This window comes from Kribbella amoyensis (genome assembly GCF_007828865.1).
Classification (GTDB): Bacteria; Actinomycetota; Actinomycetes; order Propionibacteriales; family Kribbellaceae; genus Kribbella; species Kribbella amoyensis.
On record NZ_VIVK01000001.1, the window covers coordinates 5,536,818 to 5,555,241 of the forward strand.

An 18,424-nucleotide genomic window follows, 5' to 3' on the forward strand; every position below is an offset into this window, starting at 1 on the left:
CCGGCCGGTCATGACTGGTAGGTCCGGACGTAGTCGAACCGCGCTGTGGTCCCGGTGCCGCCCATGGAGATCAGGCCGAGCTTCAGCGGACCGGCGTCGGTCGGCAGGTACCAGTAGCTGCCCCACTCCCACTTCTTGCCGTCGAGACTGGTCGCCGCCTGGAACAGGTGCTCACCGGTGTCGGGCTGCGTGGTGTGGCGCAACCGCAGCCACATGGTGTCGGCACTCGGGCCCAGCTGGATCGCCTCGGGCCACGGACTGGCGTCTGCCCCTGGCCACAGGAACGCCTGACGTACCGCGCCCGTCCGGGTGGGAGCCAGCTGGAGCGACTGCTTGCGGGAGGCCCAGGCGATCAGGCCGGCGCGCGCGTTGCCGGTACTCCCGTCGAACGGCAGGGACAGGCGAGTCTCCACCGTGTAGTCACCTTCCGGGGCGTCCCGGAGCAGCACGGTGGCCAGGTTGCTCTCGTTGCTGAGGTTCTGTGCCTGGGTGTTCCAGACGAGCTTCCCGTTTTCGAGCTGTCCTTGCTGGGACCCGGTCCACTGCCACGCGGCATCCAGGGAGCCGTCGGCGAAGTCGTCGCTGAAGTCGGGGAGCTGCTGGCCGATCTGCGGGTCGGCGATCTTCTGCGTGACCGGCTTGTACAGCTGGGCCTTGCCTACGTTGTCGCCGTGGACGACCCCGCCTTCACCGGCGACACCGACCTGGGCCGCACCCGTCACTCCGTCGGCCAGTCGCACGGTGAGCTCGCCCAACGGGTTGTCGCCTGCCGCGGGAGCGACCTGGACCGTTGCGCGATCACCGCGGACCTCGACGCTCGCGGTGTGCCAGGTGTCGAACCGAAATCCCTGGTACAGCGGGGTTTCCGCGGTCCCGACGACCTTGCCGCCGACCCGTTGCTCGACCCGGAGCGAGTTGCGAACCGGGTCCAGCCACGCGACCGCATAGGTCTTCGGCGAGTGGTACCCGAAGACCAGTCCGGCCTTCCCGGCCGCTGACCTGAGGTCGGCCTCGGCGCGGTAGTCAGCCGGACCACCGGGACGGCTGAGCAGCATCGAGGCGGAGCCGTCGGACGCGACGTACCCACCGCTCGCACTGTCCTGGCCGACGGTCCAGTTGCTACCGACGGAACTCCACTCGGAGAGGTCGCTCGAGTCGTTGAACGAACTGCCGGAGTGCCACGCCGTCGCGGGCGCCTGCTGCGCGCGGTCGGAGGTCCACTGCCCGGCCCGTACGGTCGGCCAGTCGTCGATCCAGTCGAGCCGGTCCATCGATTGCGGCCGGCCGCCGTACGGGACCTCGAACCGGAAGTCGGAGTTGACCAGGTTCCACTGCTGGCCGGACCGGTCGACCGTCACCGCGTTGTGCCCGGTGGCCGCCAGGGTGTTGCCGTTGAACGAGTTCACGATCGTGCCGCCGGGCTCCTTGGCCGCCAGCGAGACCCCGTTCGCGTCGAGGAACGGGCCGGTGGGCGAGGTGGACCGGCCGGCCAGCACCGGGTACCCACCGCCGCCGACGTCGCCCATGCAGCAGCCGTAGCCGGAGTAGAACAGGTAGTACCAGGGGCCGCGCTTCGTCACCCAGGCGGCCTCGCCACGTTCGCCGGCGACGACCTGGTGGGACTGGCCGACCGTGGTGCGCCCGTCCGCGGACAGCTTGACCACGTGCAGCCCGCCGCGCCGGAACGAGCCGTAGTACAGGTACTTGGTGCCGTCGTCGTCGATGAACATCATCGGGTCGATCTCCATCACCTCGCTGTCGGCGACGAAGTTGACCACCGGGTGGCCGATATCGGTCCAAGGGCCGGCCGGCGTCGGTGCCGTGGCTAGTCCGATGGCGGCATCCAGCGCCGTGGATCCGGGGGCGGAGTAGTACATGTAGTACTGGCCGTCGACGTAGCGGACGTCGGGCGCCCAGTACCCCTTGTTCGGCCAGCCGGCCCACTGCGGATGGTTCGCCTCGCTGAACGCGTCGCCGAGGAACTCCCAGTTCACCAGGTCGGTGGACCGGACCATCGGGAGCAGATGCGGTGGCCCACCGGCTTCGGCGTTCGCCTTGGTCAGGCTCGTGTTGGTGGCGTAGGCGTACCAGGCGCCGTCCTTGGCGCGGATCAGCCCGACGTCGGAGAAGGCCTGGGCGATGTCGGCCATCAACGGGTTGGCGTAGCTGCCGGGCGGGCGGTCGGGTGGGGCACCGACGGACGGCGGCCCGGCGAGGGTGGTGATCAGCACCGTGACCAGGGCGGTGACGATCAGGCGGAACGACAGAGTTCGAGACATGGGCGGTCCTCACAGCCGGAGATGGGGGATTCTCGGCGTCCTGTCCTTGGTCCGCTGCTCCCCGTGGGGGGACGGGGAGCAGGGCGGCGATCGGGGCGAATCAGGGGAAAAGATGATCGATCACCCAGACAGTAAGTGATCGTTAATTCGGCCGCAAGAGTTCGGTTGGACCGGTTCCGGCGCAGCGGGCACCTCGTACTTTTGGCCGGGGTCCGCGGGCGGGAAGACCAGCCGCGCGCTGGATGTGGGGCCAGGTGGCCGCTCGGAAGGATGGAGCCTGTTCACAGAGCTCGGGCGTATGAGCCAACCACTCACAGACCACGTGCCCTCGGGGGCCGGCTGGAGGAATTCGGATGCGAAGGACGTTGTCCATTGCCATCATCGTCGCGGCGGTCGCGACCGTGATGGTTCCGGGGGTTTCGCAGGCGGAGACACCGACCGCGATCAAATGGAGTGACTGTCCGGCGGACGTCGCCAAGGGCGTCCCGATGCCGGAAGGGATGCAGTGCGGGACCTTGAAGGTGCCGCTGGACCATCGTGATCCGGACGGGAAGCAGATCGACATCGCGGTGTCCCGGCTGGCCAGCAAGAAGCCGGAGCAGCGACGCGGCGTGCTGCTGACGAACCCGGGCGGACCCTCGTCCGGGCTGGGCTACCCGGCCTTCCTCGTGGCGACCGGACTGCCGAAGAGCGTCCTGGACAGCTACGACGTGATCGGGTTCGACCCGCGCGGGATCGGCCGGAGCACCCCGGTCACCTGCGACCTGACCGTGGCCCAGCTGGTGGACGGCAACATCCCGCCGTACGCGCGGAACGCGGCCGACGTCGCGAAGCGGGCCGCCGAGAGCAAGAAGCTGGCCGAGCAGTGCGCGTCGTCGAAGACCGCGTCGATGCTGCCGTTCCTGAGCACCGCCAACACGGCCCGCGACATGGACAAGATCCGGGCCGCCCTCGGCGAGGAGAAGGCCTCGTACGCCGGCGCCTCATGGGGCACCCACCTCGGCGCGCTGTACACGACGTTGTTCCCGGACCGCAGCGACCGGATCGTGCTCGACAGCAACCTGGACAAGGGTGGCTGGGACTACGCGAGCGACCGGCTCTGGTCGCAGGGCGTCGAGGACCGCTTCCCGGACTTCGCGAAGTACGTCGCCGCCAACCACCGCGAGTACGGCCTGGGCTGGACCCCGGCGCAGGTGCGGTCGAAGTACCTCGAGCTCGGGGCGCGGCTGGACAAGAAGCCGGTGGAGTCGCCCGACGGGACGTTCGACGGCAAGTTGTTCCGGCAGATCACTTTCGGCTTCCTCTACGGCGCCCCGCAGATGCCGGTGCTGGCCTCGGTGTGGAAGTCCCTGGACGCGAACCAGGCACCGCCGCCGCTGCCCGGGGGCGACGACGCCGCGGCCGGCGCGGAGAACCTGGTGTCCGGCCGGTACTACATCATCTGCAACGACTCGTCCTGGCCGAAGTCGCTCGCGACCTACCAGCGGAACGTGGCGATCGACCGGATCAAGTACCCGCTGTTCGGCGCGGCCGGGGCCAACGTCCAGCCGTGCGCGTACTGGCCGAAGGCGATCGAGAAGCCGGTTCAGGTCACCGACGAAGGTCCCTCGAACGTGCTGATGGTGCAGAACCTCCGCGACCCGGCGACCCCGTTGGCCGGTGCGCTGGGCCTGCGGAAGGCGTTCGGCGACCGGGCCGTGATGGTCACGGCCGACCAGGGTGGACATGGTGTCTACCCGATGGGGAAGAACCAGTGCGCGAACCACGCGGTGACGCAGTTCCTGGTCAAGGGTGAACGACCGGCCCGCGACTACCACTGCACGGCCGCGGCGGAACCGCGCTGAGGCAACAGTCCGATGGCGGACGGGCGCGCCGGGTACACCGGCGCGCCCGTCCCAGTACCGTCGGCGGGGCACCTTCGATTTCGCCAGCGCAGGAAGGACGTCGACACCGGTGATCAGAAGAGCCAACCGGCCGGTGCGGCGCGGCCTGCTGATCGTCGAGGTCATGCTGCTGGGCGGGCTGAATCTCGAGCAGGCCGTCCGGAAGCTGATCCTGCAGGGACCGCCACCGGTCGGCGAGTTGCTCTACTTCGCGGCCGCTGTGGTGATCGCTGTGCTCGCGCTGTTGCGGCGCCGCTATCCAGAGCGGATCACCGAGCTCGCGGCCGGTGCGATCGCGGTGTCCCTGGCCTGCAGTGCGGTCGGGTTCCTGGCGAAGCCGGCCGCGGACTTCTCCGGCGACAGCGAGACGCTCGCGTTGCTCCTGCTGGTCGGGGCCGCCTGTCATCGACTGCCACCGGCTCAGGCCGGCGCGGTGGCGCTGGTCGGTGGGGTCACGATCGCCTCCGCACCGATCCTGCGCTACGGCAACGACTCCGCCGCGCTCACCGTCGCGGTGCTGTGGGCCATGGTGTGGGGTGCCACGGTCGCGGTCGGCCTGATTCTGCGGGACGGCAACGCGCGCCGCGAGGCCGCCCTCACCGCCGCCCGGAACAGGGAACGCTTGGCGCTGGCGCGTGAGTTGCACGACCTGGTGGCCCACCACATCACCGGGGTGGTGGTGCGTACTCAGGCAGCGCAGGTCGTGCTGGCCGACGGACCCGAGCAGGAGACCCTGCAGGACATCGAACGCGCCGGTGCGGAGGCGCTGGCCGCGGTGCGACGGCTGGTGATGATGCTGCGGAGCCCGGAGCAGGAGTTACCCGTCACCACCGGCAGTCTGTTGGAGACGGTCGAGGCCGCGGTCGCTGGGGACGACGCCGTCACGCTGCGCCTGGCACCCGGTCTCGCGGAGCTCGCTGTCGCTCCGGAGACGGTGTCGACCGTGCATCGCGTGGTGCTCGAATCGCTGACCAATGTCCGCAGACACGCGCCCGACGCGCGGCGGGTGACCGTCACGGTGGAGCACGCCGTCGAAGGGGGTCGGCAGTGCTTGCTGGTCGAGGTTCTCAACGACGGTCTCCGGCCCGGCCGCACCCGGCGCTCGGCGGGCGGCTACGGTCTGATCGGCATGGGCGAGCGGATCGACGCCCTGGACGGCCGGCTCACCGCCGGCGAACACGGCGAACGCGGCTGGCGGGTGCTGGCCGAGTTGCCGCTCCCGGGTGGCGTGGTCGCGACCCGGCGACGCGAGGAAGGAACGGCACAGTGACACTGCGGGTCTTGCTCGCGGACGACCAGGCGATGGTACGGACCGGCTTCCGGCTGATCCTGGAGCGGGAGCCCGACATCGAGGTCGTCGGTGAGGCCGAGAACGGGAAGGAAGCCGTCGCCCTCGCCCAGGAGCTGCGCCCGGACGTCACGTTGATGGACATCCGGATGCCGTTGATGGACGGGCTGACGGCGACCAAGCTGCTGGCCGGACCCGAGGTGGCTGATCCGTTGCGGGTGCTGGTGGTGACGACCTTCGACCTCGACGAGCTCGTCCACGAGGCGCTCCGGTCCGGTGCCTGCGGCTTCCTCCTGAAGGACGCCGGGCCCCGGTTGTTGGTGGAAGCTGTGCACGCCGGGGCGAACGGTGAGTCGTTGGTGTCTCCGTCGATCACGACGCGGTTGCTCGAACACTTCACCACCTCGGGCGGCCGAGCGCGGCCGGCGGTACCGGCACTGACTCAGCGCGAGCTCGACGTGACGAAGGCGGTCGCCCGGGGCCGGACCAACGCCGAGATCACCGAGGAACTGACGATCTCGCTGTCGACCGTGAAGTCTCACCTGGCCTCGATCCAGCGCAAGATCACCGCCCGCAATCGGACCGAGATCGCTGTCTGGGCTTGGGAATCAGGCCTCGTCCGCTAGGCAGGGCTCGCGGGTTCGAAGAGCTCGACGAGGTTGCCGGCCGGGTCGGCGACGAGGATCTGCCGGCCGCCCGGTCCGGTGGTGAGCTCGCTGCGGAACGGTACGCCGTCGCCGCGAAGGCGTTCGATCTCGGCGTCGAGGTCGGCGACGATCAGGTGGATGCGATTGCGCCCTGGTCCGGCCGCGGTCGCGGGTGTGGCGCGAGCGCCTGACGACTGCGGTCCGGAGAGAAGGACACGCAGGGAGCCGCGCGTCACGTCGGCGAAGGCGGGCGCCGGGTTGCTCCGCAGTTCGAAGCCGAGGCGCTTGGTGTAGAAGTCGACGGCCGCCGACACGTCGTCGACGATGTACCGCACGTTCGCGGAGGTGTCCACGATTCAGTCCTCCTGGTCTCCAGTGGTACTGAGGCTCGGTAAAAGCTGACGGACCCGGGCATCGATCTCGGCCGCCACCGCGACGAACTCCGGGTACAGGTCCTTCCGACGACCGGCCGCGGGATCGGGGATGCTCCAGTGCGCCCGCTGCCCGTTCGTCGGGGGAAGAGCCTCGCGCGCCTTGTCGCACAAGGTGATCGTGTGGCCGAATCGGGTCCGCTCGGCGGAGCCGATCGCGCGAGGTCGCTGCCTTGTGATGTCGAGGTCGTAGTGCTCGCGTAGTACGCGAACCGCGTGGGGATGGACGGCGTCCTTCGGCTTGGTACCGGCGCTGGCCACGCGGAGGTGGGTGCCGGCGTGGTGGCGGAGCAGGGCCTCGGCGATGGGCGAGCGCGCGCTGTTGCCGCTGCAGACGAAGAGCACACTCGATCCTGTGGTCTTGCGAGGTGGCGGTGTTGGTACGGGGGTCATGCGGAGCGCTGGATGGAGAGCGGTGCCTAGGTCTTCGAGTTCCTCGGCGCAGCGGGCGAGGTCGAGGTGGTAGTAGGTGTCCCGCCCGTCGAAGCTGCTCCGCCGCGACGTCACCAGGCCGCCGTCGCGCAGGAGTTTGAGGTGGTACGAGACAAGGTTCTGCGGCTCGTCCACGATCCCGACCAGCTCACGCACCCGCAGATCACTCCGCGCCAACTCGGTCATCAGCAGCCACCGCACCGGATGCCCCGCCAACCGAACGAACCCAGGAAGCGCACCGTCGCCCACCCTCCCGACAATACATCAACTCCAGTTGATGGAAAGACCTCAGGTAGTGGGGCGGCTGGCGGGTTGTTGGACCGATGGCCATGCTGCAGCACGGCAGTCATCCAACAACCCGCCATCGGCGTCAGCGGGGAGTGGGCGTTCGCGCAGACGCCGAGGTGAGTTCCGGACAGTCGTGGAATAGAGCCCGCCCACCCCGACGTTGACGTGTCAACCTAGACTTGCTGGGTGACAGGAACGACGGATGGAGAGATGGGCTCATGACCGACCTTGTGTTCGGGCTCGATACGTTCGGTGACATCCCGGAGGGTGACGACGGGAAGCTGATCACGGACGCGGCGGCGATTCGGCAGGTGGTCGACGAGGCCGTGCTGGCCGACGAGCTCGGGGTCGATGCGATCGCGCTGGGGGAGCACCACCGGCCGGAGTACTCGATCTCGACGCCGGAGACGGTGCTGGCCGGGATCGCGGCGCGGACCTCGCGGATCAAGCTCGGGTCCGGGGTGACCGTGCTGAGCTCGGACGATCCGGTCCGGGTGTTCCAGCGGTTCTCGACCGTGGACGCGTTGTCGAACGGGCGGGCCGAGGTGATCCTCGGGCGCGGGTCGTTCACGGAGTCGTTCCCGCTGTTCGGGTACGACCTGAAGGACTACGACACCCTGTTCGAGGAGAAGCTGCAACTGTTCGTCCAGTTGCTCGACGAGAAGCCGGTGAACTGGAACGGCACCACGCGCGCCGCACTCGACAACGCGGACGTGTACCCCAAGACCGAGTCCGGCCGGTTGGCGACCTGGGTCGGGGTCGGCGGATCACCGCAGTCGGTGGTGCGGACCGCGTACTACGGGTTGCCGCTGATGCTCGCGATCATCGGGGGAGCCCCGGACCGCTTCGGCCCGTACCTCGACCTGTACCGTCGCGCGGCCGAGCAGTTCGGTACCGTCGCGCACCCGGTCGGCATGCACTCGCCGGGCTTCATCGCGGACACCGATGAGGAAGCGAAGGAGCTGTACTACCCGCGGTACAAGGTGATGCGGGACCGGATCGGTGCGCTGCGCGGCTGGCCGCCGGTGCGCCGGGAGGAGTTCGACTCCGAGGTCGAGCACGGGTCGTTGTACGTCGGGTCGCCGGAGACCGTGGCTCGCCGGATCGCGGCGGCCGTGAAGAAGCTCGGGGTCGGCCGGTTCGACCTGATCTACACCGCGGGACCGCTCCCGGTCAGTGCCCGGCTGAAGGCGGTCGAGCTGTACGGCAGCAAGGTCATCCCGATGGTCCGCGAGATCGTGGCGGGCTGACCGATGACGACCAGCGGAACCACTCTCGCGATCCTCGGCGCCGGCAAGGTCGGTACCGTCCTGGCCCGCCTCGCGGTCGCGGCCGGGTACCGCGTGCTGATCGCGGGCTCCGGTGAGGTCGGCAAGATCGCGCTGATCGTCGAGGTGGTCACGCCCGGCGCGATCGCCACCACGGCAGCCGACGCGGTCGAGCAGGCGGACGTGGTGATCCTGGCGCTGCCGCTCGGCAAGCACCGGAGCATCCCGGCCGAGGAACTGCGCGGCAAGCTCGTGATCGACGCGATGAACTACTGGTGGGAGGTCGACGGGATCCGTGACGACCTGACCGACCCGCGCACGTCGTCCAGCGAGATCGTCCAGGCGTTCCTGCCCGGGTCCCGGGTGGTGAAGGCGTTCAACCACATGGGCTACCACGATCTCGAGGACGGCGCGCGGCCGGCTGGAGCGTTGGATCGCAAGGCGATCGCGGTCGCGGGGGAGCCTGGCGCCGCGGAAGAGGTCGCGGCGATCGTGGACGCGCTCGGGTTCGATCCGGTCATCGCCGGGCCGCTGGCCGAGGGGATGCGGCTGGAGCCGGCGACCGAGTTGTTCGGCGCGAACGTCGACGCCGCCGAGATCCGCGCGATGCTCGAACGGTTCCCCGCCACACCTCGCGGCCAGGCCGTCGCCGAGGCCCGAGCGACCAGCGGCGAGCCGGTCTAAGCGACGAAGGTGAGCTGGATCCCGTCCGGATCGTAGGCGTCCGCGCGGGATTCGGCCGTCGCCAGACCGAGGTGGTCGACGGTCAGCAAGTACGACGGGCTCAGCTTCACCGCGTCGGTGCCGAGCCGGAAGTACACCGCCTCGTCCGCCCCGTCCGGCGTCCACCGCTCCATCCCGAGCTGGTTCCCGTAGAACTCGATCGCCGCGTCGAGATCGGGCGCCGCCAACGCGACGAAGGCCAGGCGCTCGGCCGGCCCGGACGTGATCGGCGGGACCCGGAACTCCTCCGAGCGCTGCAGAAGCTCGACGCGGACCCCGTTCGGATCGGCCAGGAACGCGAGCCGCCCCTGCCCGCTGCTCGCCGTCCTCGGCTCCGACAGCGCGGCGTACCCCGCCTCGGTCAGCCGGGCGAAGTCGCCGTCCAGGTCGTCGGTCATGAAGCCGACGTGATCCAGTCCGTATGTCGCGTCCGGCGCCGCCGCGTCCCGGCTGTGCAGCAACTCGACCAGGCCGGTCGCGATCTGCACGTGCACACGGTCGACGCGGCCGTCGCCCATCACGATCCGGTCGACCACCTCGGCGCCGATCTGCTCGGTGTAGAAGGCCAAACTGGCCTCCAGGTCGCTGATCCTGGCCCCGACGTGGTTCAGTTCGTAGATCACGCCCGCCATCATGGCAAACGTTTGCCGGAGCCTGTCAAGGCGAATCGGCGAGGCAGAGACAAAGCCGCGATCCGCTGGCTACAGTGAAATGGATCGGATCGGGGTCCGAGCCAGACAGTCCGTCGCCCCTCGCGCTGCCGCCCCTCGCGCTCGGCAGTGAGAGGAGCAGCGATGGTGCGGTTCAGCTACGTCCAGCTTCCCGACTATCCGCTCGCGGACTGCATCGACATGATCAGGACCGCGGACGAGTTGGGCTTCTACGCCGCGTACAGCGTCGACGAGACCTGGCACAAGGACATGTGGTTGTTGTTCGCCGCCGCCGCGGACAAGACCAGGAACATCCGGCTCGGACCCAACGTCACGCACGTGATCCTGCGCGAGCCGACCCACATCTGCCAGATGCTCGCAACCCTGGACGAACTGTCCGGCGGCCGGGCGGAGGCGGTGGTCAGCTTCGGCAACCTCGGCCTGCTCGCCCAGTACCAGATCGACTGGACGCAGACGAAGCCGCTGGCCCGGGTCCGGGAGGGGATGGAAGTGATGCGGCGCTTCCTGGACGAGGGCGCGATCACCTTCGACGGCGAGTTCTTCCAGTACTCCGGGCTGTTCACGTTCGCGCGGCCGGTGCAGGAGCGGATCCCGTTGAAGATGGGCGCGATGGGCGGTCCGCGCTCGTTCGAGGTCGCGGGCGAGATCGCCGACGGCATGCACCACGCGCTCGGGTACTCGCGGGAGAACTACGAGTACGTCGCCGAGCACGTCCGGCTCGGGCTGGACAAGTCCGGCCGCAGCCTGGACGACTTCGACCTCGGGGCCTGGGTGGTGTTCGCGGTGGCCGAGGACTCCGAGGCGGCCAAGCGGGCGGCCCGGATCATGGTCGGCTTCTACATCTCCTCGATGCCGGCCAGCCAGCTCGCCCGGCACGGCCTGAACCGCGACGACCTGCAACCGATCATCGACGCGCTCGGCGCGGGCCAGATCGACCGCGCGATCGAGCTCACCACCCCGGAGCTGGCGGACACGCTGTCGGTGTCCGGGACGCCGGAGGAGTGCGTCGCCAAGCTGAAGAGCGACATCCTGCCCACCGGCGTCAACCACATCATCGCCGCGGTCACCGACCCGATGATGGTGAAGGCGTTCAGCGGCAAGGAGATCACCGGCGTCCCGGACGTGCAGGGACAGCTACGCCTCATCCACGACAAGGTGATGCCCGAACTCGCGTGACGCCGGAGGTTGCCATGAGTTCGGACGAGAGCACGGAAGCGGGCGACGCGCAGCGGGAGTTCGTCGAGCAGTGGCGCGATCCGGCGTACAACTGCTTCAGCTCGGGCCACAAGTTCTGCCGGAACGTGTGCCCGGTCATGCAGGTCACCCGGAACGAGAATCACTCGCCGACCGCCTTCCACGCGAACATCGTCGCGATGGAGCAGGGCGGGCTGACGGTCGCGGACGTCGCCGAGGACTACGTCCACTGCACCCAGTGCGGCGCCTGCGAGTTGCGCTGCCCCAACACGTTGATGGCCGGCGACTTCTACCGAGCCCGGACGCGCACAGTCGACGTGGTCAAGGCGATGCGGGCCCTGGCCGTGGAATCCGGTCTCGAGCAGCCGAACTGGAAGCGCTGGGTCGAGGCCACGGTCGACCGGAAGAACGAACCGGTGCTCGACGTCCCGGTGTCCCAGGAGAACGTGGCGAAGTGGGCCGAAGGGCTCGGCCTGGAAGCCGGCGGCGAGACGATCTTGTTCGTCGACTGCGAGGCAGCGTTCTACCGTACTTCGCTGCCGCGCGCGGTCGCCCTGATCCTGAGAGCGGGTGGGGTCGAGTTCGGACTGATGCGCGAGCAGTGGTGTTGTGGCGGACCCGCAGCCGAAATGGGGTACGTGGCGCAGTCCCGCGAGTTCGCCGAGCACAACGTGGCCGACTGGCGGGCGATCGGCGCGCGCCGGATCATCACGCTCGACCCGCACGACTACATCACCTTCACCGAGGACTACCCGCGGTACTTCGGTCCGGCGTACGAGTTCGAGATCGTGCACATCACCGAACTCGTGGCCGAGCTGGTCCGGGACGGGAAACTCCAACTCAGCAAGCCGATCGAGCGCGTCGCGACGTACCACGACCCCTGTCGGCTCAACAAGCGCAAGGGGATCCACCAATCACCTCGCGAGATCCTGCGGGCGATTCCGGGCCTGGACTTCCGCGACGTCGACCACGTCACGCAGTGGGCGTACTGCTCGGGGGCGGGCGCCGGTCTGAGCATCGAGCGACCCGAACTCACCCGGGCGATCAGCGGCCAGCGGCTCGACCGAGCGGCGCAACTGGACGTCGACCTGCTGGTCAGCGCGTGCGTCTGGTCGGAACGCCCACTCACCGAAGCCGGCGAGCACCGGGAGCCGCGGATCGAGGTCCGCGACCTGATGGAACTGGTGGCCGAGTCGGCCGGGCTCGAGGTGACGCCATGACCGAGCGAGCGATCTCCGACGCGGTGTACGACGAACTGGTCGGCATCCTGGGTCCGGACGGGGTCCTGACCGGCAAGTCGGCGAGGTGGAACCGGACCAGGGTCCCGGCGCCGTTCCCGGTGCATCGGTGGCACGAGCACGTCCCCGACGTCGTGGTGCTGCCGCGGACCACCGAGCAGGTCGCCGAGATCGTCAGGCTCGCGAACCGGCGCAAGCTCCCGGTCGTTCCCCGCGCGGCCGGGACCGGGCTGACCGACGGGGCGACCCCGCTGAACGGCGGGATCCTGCTGGACGTGAAGCGGATGAACGAGATCCGCGAGATCGACCTGCTCGACCGGACCGTGACCGTGCAACCCGGGCTCAACATGCTGAAGCTCAACGAGGTGCTCCAGCCGCACGGCGTGATGTTCCCGGACGACCCGGCGAGCTACCCGTGCTCGATGATCGGCGGCCGGATCGGGACCAGCGGCTGGTCGCTGATCGGCGCGCGGTACGGCCACACCCGCGACCTGGTCTGCTCGCTCGAGGTGGTGTTGCCGACCGGCGAGGTGGTCCGGATCGGCGAGGGCGGTGGCCGGAAGGTGCGCAAGGCATCGACCGGGTTCACGCTCAAACCGTTGTTCTTTGGGCACGAGGGCACGCTGGGCGTGGTCACCGAGGCGACCCTCGAACTGGTCCCGCGGCCGCAAGCCGAGTTCGCGGCGTTCTTCGGGTACCGCGACTACGACACCGCGTGGCGCAGTACCGGGGCGTTGGCGCGGTCCGGGTTCGCGACGCTGGCCGGGGTGGTGCTGTTCGACGAGTGGAAGCTCGCGTACCTGCGCCGCGACGACGAGGCGTACATCGAGCAGCCGGACTGGCTGAAGAGCGTGGTGGCGGTCGCGATGTACGGCAACGAGGCCGAGGTGGTCCCGGCGGCGCGCGAGATCATGCGGATCGGGCGGGAGAGCGGGGGGACGTACCTCGGCGACGAGGTGAGCCAGGGTGACTGGGCGGCGCGCCACGACCGGTACGCGATCCCGCTGCACGGGCGGCTCCGGAGCGGCGAGGTGGTGCCGATGTCGTGGCACTGCGAGGACGCGGCGCTGAACTACAGCGTGCTGCCGCAGGTCCACGAGGAATGGCACGCGATCGCCGACCGGTACATCGAGCGGTACGGCATCTTCGACGACTGGGGGATCTTCGCCTACACCAACGGGGCTTACAAGCCGTGGGGCGACTACCTGGTCGAGATCGACATCGGCATCTGGGAGCAGCGGCTCGACGACGAGGGCTGGGCGGCCTGGCTGAACTGCAAGCGCGAGATCACCGAAGTCACGCTGAAGTACGGCGGCTCGATCAGCGCGTGCCACGGGGCGAGCCGGGCGGGCGACGTGGACTACGTCCCGCAGGAGCTGGGCGGTGCGTTCGACGTGATGAAGAAGATCAAGCGGACGCTGGATCCGAACAACGTGATGAACCCGGGCAAGTACCTGCTCGATCAGGCCTACGAGGACTGAGGAGATCCCATGTTCGGCTTCCGGCTCTCGGCGCAGAGACCACCCGCCGCCCGGCGGATCACCGACGACGTGGTGATGCGGTTCGACCAGGTCTACGAGGTGGATCCGGCCAAGATGACGCTCTTTCCGCAGCAGGACCTGCCGGCCTGGGACACGCACCGGATCATCGACAGCCGGTGGGACCACCTGGCGTGGATGCACCGGCATTTCGCCGACAAGGTCCTCGGCATGCCGGAGCTCGGACTCGACGAGGACGGCAACCCGCCCGGCGACTGACCGCCGGCGCGGACCGGACGACTGCCGAGAACTGAGTGCCTCGCGATGAGCCGTCACCTCCAGAGCGCAGGCCACATCGTCATGACCGACCCCGAAGGCCACGAGTTCTGCCTGGACCGAGACCTCAGACGACCGGTGGTCCTGCCTCGACGCGGGCCAGCACTGCGTCGAGGTTGTGGAGGTTTTCGCTGGTTTGGAGTTGGCGTTCGTCCCACCAGGTTGCGCCGGCTTCGGCGAGGGGCCCGATGATCGACGCGGCGTCGGACGGGTTCGTCGCGCCGCCGATGACCAGGTCGTACGCGGCGTCGCTCTCGCGGTGCCTGGTGAGGTACGCCGCGACCGCGCGGACGTCGTCGGTACTGGGGACCTCGCCGTGGCGGGCGTTCTTGAAGAGGGGGACGGCGCCCTGGTACCGGGCGGCTCGGCGGAACGGGCGCTGGTTGGGCCAGAAGCCGCCGACCCAGATCGGGGGATGCGGTTGCTGGACCGTGGCCGGGAGCAACGTGACGTCGCGGACCCGGTAGTGCGGTCCCTCGTGGTCGACGCGCTCACCTGACCAGTACCGCTGGAGCAGCCCGAGTCCCTCGTCCAGCTTCTCGGCCAGCAGGACCGGGTCGGTCGGTTCGCCGAAGCTGCCGAACTCGTCCTCGATCGGGCCACCGAGTCCGGCGCCGAAGATCACCCGGCCGTTGCTGATGGCATCGAGGGTCGCGACCTGGCGAGCCAGCTGCTCGGGTCTGCGCCGGGCGACCGGGGTGACCAGCGGGCCGAGGCGTACCCGGGTGGTCGCCAGCGCGGCCGCGGTCAGCAGCATCCACGGGTCGGCGAAGGGCTGACCGCGCCGGCGTTCCTTGTCGTGGACGACGTGGTCCCAGACGAAGACGGCGTCCCAGCCGGCCTCCTCGGCGGCACGGGCCACGGTGACCACGGCGGCGGCGTCGGCGAAGTCGCCGAAGTTGGGCAGGTTGATCGAGAAGCGCACGCCCAGGATCGTGCTGCACCGGACCGGGGGACCGCAAGGAAGTTCCGCCCACGGGTTAGGGCCCAAAGTCCCAACCGAATACTTACCGTGGTCACTTTCCCAGGATCTGCTCGATGATGAACACTCTCAGTTAGTTGAACACTTGGTCATCTCGACACAGCGAAACGGGGAGCTGATGGCAGGCAGGATCGTGGTCCTGGTCCCGGCACACAACGAGGAGCGCTCGTTGCCGGCGGCGCTGGCGTCACTGCGGGAGCAGGGTCGCCCGGCGGACCGGATCATCGTGGTCGCGGACAACTGCACCGACGGGACCGCGGCGGTCGCCCGCGCCGCCGGTGTGGAGGTCTTTGAGACCGTCCGCAACCGGGACAAGAAGGCCGGCGGCCTGAACCAGGCCCTCGCCGTTCTGCTCGACCTGCTGGACCCGGCCGATCTGGTCCTGGTGATGGATGCCGACGGCACCTTGTCCCCTACCTTCCTGGAGACCGCGGCCGCCGAGCTCGCCGACCCGTCCGTCGGCGCCGTCGGCGGCGTCTTCTGGGGCGAGGCCGGCGCGGGCCTGATCGGCGCGCTTCAGCGTAACGAGTACGCCCGGTACGCCCGGGAGATCGACCGCCGCCGCGGCCGCGCCCATGTCCTCACCGGCACGGCCACTCTGCACCGCGTCGACGTCCTGCGGCAGATCGCCGCGACCCGCGGCCGGACGCTGCCCGGCCCGGCCGGCAAGGTGTACGACACCACCGCGCTGACCGAGGACAACGAGATCACGCTCGCGATCAAGACCCTCGGCTACCGCTGCGTCTCCCCGGCCGAGTGCCGGGTCGAGACCGAGGTGATGCCGACCTGGGGCGACCTGTGGCGGCAGCGGATCCGCTGGCAGCGCGGGGCCCTGGAGAACCTCAAGACCTACGGCCTCACCCGCGTCACCGCCCCGTACGCCCTGCAGCAGGTCGGCATGGGGATCGGGGTCGTCGCGATGTGGCTGTTCCTGCTGCTCACCGCGCTCACGATCCACCACGGGTTCGAGTTCCGGCCGCTGTGGTTCGCGGTCGGCCTGATCTTCGTCGTCGAGCGCGTCGTCACCGTCAGCCGGCGCGGTCCCCGGGCCATGGCGCTCGCGCTGACGATGGTCGTCGAGTGGGCCTACGACCTCTTCCTGCAGGTCGTCCTGATCCGTTCGGCGTGGGACGTCCTGCGCCGGACCGAGGCACGGTGGCACCACGTCGTCGTTGCCACTGACAACTGAACACAACCTTTCACCGCACGATCACCCTCACACCCAGGAAACGGGGAACCAGAACCGATGTACGGACCGACCAGCACCACCACGACCGGCGGCACCCTCGCGGCGACCGGCGCCGCCACCAACACCCTCGCCTGGGTGGTGGCCGGCTTCGCCCTGATCTTCGTCGGCCTCGCGCTGCTGAAGCTGCTGCCGAAGCGCTCCTCCTGATCAGCTGGTCTGCGCGGCGAGAGGCGCGCGCAGCTCCAGCACGGTGCCGTGCGGCTGATTCGTCATCAGCCGCACGGCGCCACCCAGTCTCTCGGCCCGTTCCCGGAGGTTCCGCAGTCCGCTCTGCCGCTCGGTGTCCTGGATCCCGATGCCGTCGTCGGACACCCGCGCGGTGACCGCGTCGCTGCTGACACCGACCTCCACCTCGACGGCACTCGCCTTCGCATGCCGGACCACGTTCGACAACGACTCCCGCACCGCGGCGAGGATCTGCGGCCGCACGATCGGCGGGACGGCGCTGTCCACCGGACCGATGCACGTCAGCCGCGGCCGGAATCCCAGCGGGGCCGCGTACTCGTCGACCAGGCTCTGCAGGTCGGCACGGAGCGAGCTGCGCCCCGGTTGGTGGTGGAGCTCGAAGATCGCGGTACGCAGGTCGCGGATCGTGGCGTCGATGTCCTCGACCGCCCGGGTGATCCGCTCCTGGACCTCGGGCTCGACCATCCGGTGCATGCCCTGGAGTTGCAGCCCGGTCGCGAACAGTCGCTGGATCACCAGGTCGTGCAGGTCGCGGGCGATCCGGTCGCGATCCTCCAGCACGGCGAGGGTGGACTCGTTGCGCTGCGCCTGGGCCCGGTCCAAGGCGAGCGTCGCCTGGTTCGCGAACATCTGCATCAGCTCGTTCCCGACCACCACGCTCTCGCCTCGCCGGGCGGCGACGATGAGCAGACCCCCACTGCTGTTCGTCCCGCGGGGGAGCGGCGAGAGCAAGGTCCGGCCGAGGGTGGTCAGCTCGGGCAGGTCGGCGCTGCGGCCCCGTTGCTCGATGAGCTGGGCGAGATCGTCGATCACCACCTGCTCGTCGCCGCGGAGGACGTCGCCGAGGATCGGCCGGTCCACCGGCAGCCGCCGGCCGAGATAGGGCAGGTACTCCCGGGGCCCGTCGACCGCCTCGATCACCAGATCGTCCCCGTCGACCAGCAGCACCGCGCCGAGCAGCGACTCGGACACCTCGCGGGCGCGGCCGGCGATGAGCTGCAGCGCCTCGCCCTGGTCGACGTCGCCGAGGACCGCCTGGGTGATCTCGGCCGTCACCTCGTGCCAGCGGCGCCGGCGCTCCGACTCGGCGAACAGCCCGGCGTTGTCGATCACCACGCCCGCCGCCATCGCCAGCGCGGTCACGGCCCGCTCGTCGTCGGCGGTGAACTCGGCCCCGTCCGCCTTCTCGGTCAGATAAAGGTTGCCGTAGGCATGGTCCCGGCTGCGGATCGGGACGCCGAGGAACGACCGCATCGGCGGGTGGTTCGGCGGGAAGCCGTACGAGCTCGGGTGCTTGGCCAGATCGGCCAGCCGCAGCGGCTCGGGATCCTCGACCAGCAGTCCGAGCAGACCGTGGCCCTCCGGCAGCGGCCCGATCCTCGCCTGCTCCTCCGGGCTGATCCCGTGCGTGATGAACCGCGCGAACCGGCGGCCGTCCCGCCCGACCACCCCGAGGGCGCCGTACTTCGCGCCGACCAGGTCGCAGGCCGCGGTGACGATCCGGTCCAGAGTGCTGTTCAGGTCGAGATCGGCGCCGATCGCCACCACCGCGTCGAACAGGGCGCGCAGCCGTTCCTGCGACTCCATGATCTCGTCGACCCGGCCGAGCAGCTCTTCCAGCAAGGCGTCCAGGCGGACCCGCGACAGGCTGGCGAACTCCAGCGCCCCCTCGTCCCAGGTCACCCTGCGTTCGCGGCCGGCCATGCGGTCCACCGTACGAAGCCCGGCCGCGTTTGGGAACTACCCCGGCGGGTCGCGTCCGGGCCGCAACGGCCGAAAGTCCCGTCCGCCGACTGCCTTCGACCCTCCAGGTGGAGACCGGCGGCACTGCTGCGAACACCCCCCGTCCCG

Annotated in this window: 17 protein-coding genes; 11 read left to right on the top strand and 6 right to left on the bottom strand. The window is 69.5% G+C overall.

Annotated features, from left to right (window positions below; translation table 11 throughout):
- Positions 1-8: 8 nt before the first annotated feature.
- Entirely contained in the window at positions 9-2,279 is a 2,271-nt protein-coding gene (locus tag FB561_RS25870) for a family 43 glycosylhydrolase (protein WP_145811112.1), read from the bottom strand.
- A gap of 353 nt (positions 2,280-2,632) precedes the next feature.
- On the opposite strand from FB561_RS25870, the gene FB561_RS25875 reads away from it, so the two are divergent.
- The 3 genes from FB561_RS25875 to FB561_RS25885 all read left to right on the top strand — a co-directional run bounded on the left by FB561_RS25875 (position 2,633) and on the right by FB561_RS25885 (position 6,076).
- On the top strand, positions 2,633-4,123 hold the full coding sequence (locus tag FB561_RS25875; RefSeq protein ID WP_145811113.1) for an alpha/beta hydrolase: 1,491 nt from the start codon (positions 2,633-2,635) through the stop codon (positions 4,121-4,123).
- Between the two features lie 109 nt (positions 4,124-4,232).
- Positions 4,233-5,432 carry a sensor histidine kinase gene (locus tag FB561_RS25880; protein WP_202880737.1) on the top strand — a complete coding sequence of 400 codons (1,200 nt, stop codon included), beginning with the start codon at positions 4,233-4,235 and terminating at the stop codon, positions 5,430-5,432.
- Positions 5,429-6,076 (top strand): response regulator, encoded by a 648-nt coding sequence (locus tag FB561_RS25885; RefSeq protein ID WP_145811114.1) that lies wholly within the window; start codon positions 5,429-5,431, stop codon positions 6,074-6,076. The genes FB561_RS25880 and FB561_RS25885 overlap by 4 nt, the downstream gene beginning before the upstream one ends.
- Here the strand turns inward: FB561_RS25885 and FB561_RS25890 are convergent.
- Together FB561_RS25890 and FB561_RS25895 are read right to left on the bottom strand one after the other, a co-directional pair.
- Entirely contained in the window at positions 6,073-6,450 is a 378-nt protein-coding gene (locus FB561_RS25890; protein WP_238335060.1) for a VOC family protein, read from the bottom strand. The genes FB561_RS25885 and FB561_RS25890 overlap by 4 nt on opposite strands.
- Before the next feature lie 3 nt (positions 6,451-6,453).
- A complete protein-coding gene (locus FB561_RS25895; protein WP_272952568.1) occupies positions 6,454-7,209 on the bottom strand; it encodes an arsenate reductase/protein-tyrosine-phosphatase family protein in 756 nt (251 codons plus the stop codon).
- Positions 7,210-7,466: 257 nt separating this feature from the next.
- Between FB561_RS25895 and FB561_RS25900 the strand changes: the two genes are divergently transcribed.
- Complete coding sequence (locus FB561_RS25900) at positions 7,467-8,498, top strand: LLM class flavin-dependent oxidoreductase (protein WP_145811117.1); 1,032 nt, start codon at positions 7,467-7,469, stop codon at positions 8,496-8,498.
- Between the two features lie 3 nt (positions 8,499-8,501).
- Positions 8,502-9,200 carry an NADPH-dependent F420 reductase gene (locus FB561_RS25905; RefSeq protein ID WP_145811118.1) on the top strand — a complete coding sequence of 233 codons (699 nt, stop codon included), beginning with the start codon at positions 8,502-8,504 and terminating at the stop codon, positions 9,198-9,200.
- Here the strand turns inward: FB561_RS25905 and FB561_RS25910 are convergent.
- Complete coding sequence (locus tag FB561_RS25910) at positions 9,197-9,862, bottom strand: VOC family protein (protein ID WP_170284766.1); 666 nt, start codon at positions 9,860-9,862, stop codon at positions 9,197-9,199. The genes FB561_RS25905 and FB561_RS25910 overlap by 4 nt on opposite strands.
- Positions 9,863-10,033: 171 nt before the next feature.
- Between FB561_RS25910 and FB561_RS25915 the strand changes: the two genes are divergently transcribed.
- From FB561_RS25915 to FB561_RS25930, 4 genes are read left to right on the top strand one after another with little or no spacing between them, the layout of a single operon-like run.
- The gene (locus FB561_RS25915; protein ID WP_202880738.1) at positions 10,034-11,086 is read left to right on the top strand and encodes an LLM class flavin-dependent oxidoreductase; all 1,053 of its coding nucleotides are present in this window, start codon (positions 10,034-10,036) and stop codon (positions 11,084-11,086) included.
- Between the two features lie 14 nt (positions 11,087-11,100).
- Positions 11,101-12,324: a (Fe-S)-binding protein gene (locus FB561_RS25920; protein WP_145811120.1), complete on the top strand. Its 1,224-nt coding sequence runs from the start codon at positions 11,101-11,103 to the stop codon at positions 12,322-12,324.
- Positions 12,321-13,823: an FAD-binding oxidoreductase gene (locus FB561_RS25925; protein WP_145811121.1), complete on the top strand. Its 1,503-nt coding sequence runs from the start codon at positions 12,321-12,323 to the stop codon at positions 13,821-13,823. The genes FB561_RS25920 and FB561_RS25925 overlap by 4 nt, the downstream gene beginning before the upstream one ends.
- A gap of 9 nt (positions 13,824-13,832) precedes the next feature.
- Positions 13,833-14,099 (top strand): hypothetical protein, encoded by a 267-nt coding sequence (locus FB561_RS25930; RefSeq protein WP_145811122.1) that lies wholly within the window; start codon positions 13,833-13,835, stop codon positions 14,097-14,099.
- Positions 14,100-14,223: 124 nt separating this feature from the next.
- Here FB561_RS25930 and FB561_RS25940 read toward each other — a convergent pair whose 3' ends face one another.
- A complete protein-coding gene (locus FB561_RS25940) occupies positions 14,224-15,081 on the bottom strand; it encodes an LLM class flavin-dependent oxidoreductase (RefSeq protein WP_145811123.1) in 858 nt (285 codons plus the stop codon).
- 175 nt (positions 15,082-15,256) lie between these two features.
- On the opposite strand from FB561_RS25940, the gene FB561_RS25945 reads away from it, so the two are divergent.
- Positions 15,257-16,327, top strand: a complete 1,071-nt coding sequence (locus tag FB561_RS25945; protein ID WP_145811124.1) for a glycosyltransferase family 2 protein — start codon at positions 15,257-15,259, stop codon at positions 16,325-16,327.
- A 57-nt stretch (positions 16,328-16,384) separates the two neighbouring features.
- Complete coding sequence (locus tag FB561_RS37985; RefSeq protein ID WP_170284767.1) at positions 16,385-16,534, top strand: hypothetical protein; 150 nt, start codon at positions 16,385-16,387, stop codon at positions 16,532-16,534.
- Here FB561_RS37985 and FB561_RS25950 read toward each other — a convergent pair whose 3' ends face one another.
- A complete protein-coding gene (locus tag FB561_RS25950; RefSeq protein WP_145811125.1) occupies positions 16,535-18,277 on the bottom strand; it encodes a sensor histidine kinase in 1,743 nt (580 codons plus the stop codon).
- Between the last annotated feature and the right edge of the window lie 147 nt (positions 18,278-18,424).

Excerpts from the sequence above, each read along its gene's own strand:
- FB561_RS25870 (WP_145811112.1), bottom strand. The coding sequence starts at position 2,279 with ATGTCTCGAACTCTGTCGTTCCGCCTGATCGTCACCGCCCTGGTCACG.
- FB561_RS25875 (WP_145811113.1), top strand. The coding sequence starts at position 2,633 with ATGCGAAGGACGTTGTCCATTGCCATCATCGTCGCGGCGGTCGCGACC.
- FB561_RS25900 (WP_145811117.1), top strand. The coding sequence starts at position 7,467 with ATGACCGACCTTGTGTTCGGGCTCGATACGTTCGGTGACATCCCGGAG.
- FB561_RS25905 (WP_145811118.1), top strand. The coding sequence starts at position 8,502 with ATGACGACCAGCGGAACCACTCTCGCGATCCTCGGCGCCGGCAAGGTC.
- FB561_RS25915 (WP_202880738.1), top strand. The coding sequence starts at position 10,034 with ATGGTGCGGTTCAGCTACGTCCAGCTTCCCGACTATCCGCTCGCGGAC.
- FB561_RS25920 (WP_145811120.1), top strand. The coding sequence starts at position 11,101 with ATGAGTTCGGACGAGAGCACGGAAGCGGGCGACGCGCAGCGGGAGTTC.
- FB561_RS25925 (WP_145811121.1), top strand. The coding sequence starts at position 12,321 with ATGACCGAGCGAGCGATCTCCGACGCGGTGTACGACGAACTGGTCGGC.
- FB561_RS25930 (WP_145811122.1), top strand. The coding sequence starts at position 13,833 with ATGTTCGGCTTCCGGCTCTCGGCGCAGAGACCACCCGCCGCCCGGCGG.
- FB561_RS25945 (WP_145811124.1), top strand. The coding sequence starts at position 15,257 with ATGGCAGGCAGGATCGTGGTCCTGGTCCCGGCACACAACGAGGAGCGC.
- FB561_RS37985 (WP_170284767.1), top strand. The coding sequence starts at position 16,385 with ATGTACGGACCGACCAGCACCACCACGACCGGCGGCACCCTCGCGGCG.
- FB561_RS25950 (WP_145811125.1), bottom strand. The coding sequence starts at position 18,277 with ATGGCCGGCCGCGAACGCAGGGTGACCTGGGACGAGGGGGCGCTGGAG.